2 protein-coding genes and 1 pseudogene are annotated in these 1,593 nt (G+C 71.0%); all 3 read left to right on the forward strand.

Annotated features, from left to right (window positions below; all coding sequences use genetic code 11):
- Positions 1-466 (forward strand): annotated as a pseudogene (locus tag WAL33_RS11025) (DNA polymerase III subunit gamma/tau); the annotation flags it as partial.
- Between the two features lie 159 nt (positions 467-625).
- A complete protein-coding gene (locus WAL33_RS11030) occupies positions 626-955 on the forward strand; it encodes a YbaB/EbfC family nucleoid-associated protein (RefSeq protein WP_422181332.1) in 330 nt (109 codons plus the stop codon).
- A gap of 1 nt (position 956) precedes the next feature.
- Entirely contained in the window at positions 957-1,559 is a 603-nt protein-coding gene (recR, locus tag WAL33_RS11035; RefSeq protein WP_422181334.1) for a recombination mediator RecR, read from the forward strand.
- Positions 1,560-1,593 lie beyond the last annotated feature (34 nt).

Here is a 1,593-nt window from a genome sequence, read left to right on the forward strand (position 1 = left end):
GGGCGGCGGCGCCAGCGCCCAGGCCCGGGTGATGGCCGCCCCGGCCGCCCAGGCCGCGCCGACCCTGGCTTCGTTCGAAGACGTCGTGAAGCTGATCGCCGAGAAGCGCGACATCGGCTTGCGCCTGGACGTCGAGCAATATGTCCGCCCGATCAGCTTCCGGCCCGGGGCGATCACCTTCGAACCGGCCCCCGGCGCGCCCGGAAACCTGGCCGGCCGTCTGGTGCGGGCGCTGAAGGAATGGACCGGCCAACCCTGGCTGGTGGCGGCCGAGGGCGGCGGCGGGGCCGAGAGTCTGCTCGAACGCCAGAAGCGCGAAGACCGCGAGGAGCTGGATTCGATCAAGTCCGATCCGTTCGTCGCCTCGGTGCTGCACGCCTTTCCGGGCGCCGAGATCGTCGAGGTCCGCAAGATGATGACGCCCGAAGCGCCGCCGATCGAGCCGGACGAAGTCGAGGATTTATAGAACTCTCCCTTCCCCCTTGATGGAGGAAGGGTCGGGGATGGGGGTGAAAGCGTTTCAGGATGCGGCTCGGCCTCGCTGAGGCCCGCCGGCGCCGCCACCCCCACCCCTGCCCCTCCCCCATCAAGGGGGAGGGGAACTGTCGAAACGGAGCCTAGACCCATGAAAGACCTCGGCGGCCTGATGAAGCAGGCCCAGGCCATGCAGCAGAAACTGGCCGACGCCCAGGCGCGCCTTGCGGAACTGACCGTCGAGGGCACCTCGGGCGGCGGCATGGTCACCGTCACGCTTCGGGGCAATGGCGAACTGGCCAAGGTGGCGCTGGACGAGAGCCTGGTCGAACCGGGCGAAGGCGAGGTGATCGCCGACCTGATCGTCGCCGCCCACGCCGACGCCAAGCGCAAGCTCGACGCCCAGCAAGCGCAGATGATGCAGGAGGCCGCCGGCCCGATGGCCGGGATGATGGGCGGCTTGCCTGGGATGAAGTTCTAACTTGGCCGCTTCCGCCGGACCCGAGATCGAGCGGCTGATCGCTCTGCTGTCCAAGCTTCCCGGATTGGGCCCCCGCTCGGGCCGGCGCGCGGCCCTGGCGTTGCTGAAGAAGCGCGACACCCTGCTGGCCCCTCTGACGGCGGCCCTGGTCGACGCCCAGGCCAAGGTGCGCACCTGCTCGGTGTGCGGGTCTCTCGACACCTCCGACCCTTGCGCCATCTGTTCCGACGCCGGCCGCGACAACCGCCTGCTGTGCGTGGTCGAGGAGGTGGGGTCGCTGTGGGCCATGGAGCGCGGCGGCTCGTTCAAGGGCCGCTACCATGTGCTGGGCGGCCTGCTGTCGGCCCTGGACGGCGTCGGGCCCGAGGCGCTGCGGGTAAGCGAGCTGCTGGGCCGGGCGAGCAACAGCGAGATCGCCGAGGTCATCCTGGCCCTGCCGGCCACGGTCGACGGCCAGACCACGGCCCACTACCTGGCCGACCGTTTGGCGCCGACGGGCGTGTCGGTGACCATGCTGGCGCGCGGCGTGCCCGTCGGCGGGGATCTGGACTGGTTGGACGACGGGACGATCGCCCAGGCGCTCAGGGCGCGGCGGCCGGCCTGACCCCCTCCGGCCCTCCGGGCCACCTCCCCCAGAG

This window comes from Caulobacter sp. (genome assembly GCF_049283275.1).
Lineage (GTDB): Bacteria > Pseudomonadota > Alphaproteobacteria > Caulobacterales > Caulobacteraceae > Caulobacter.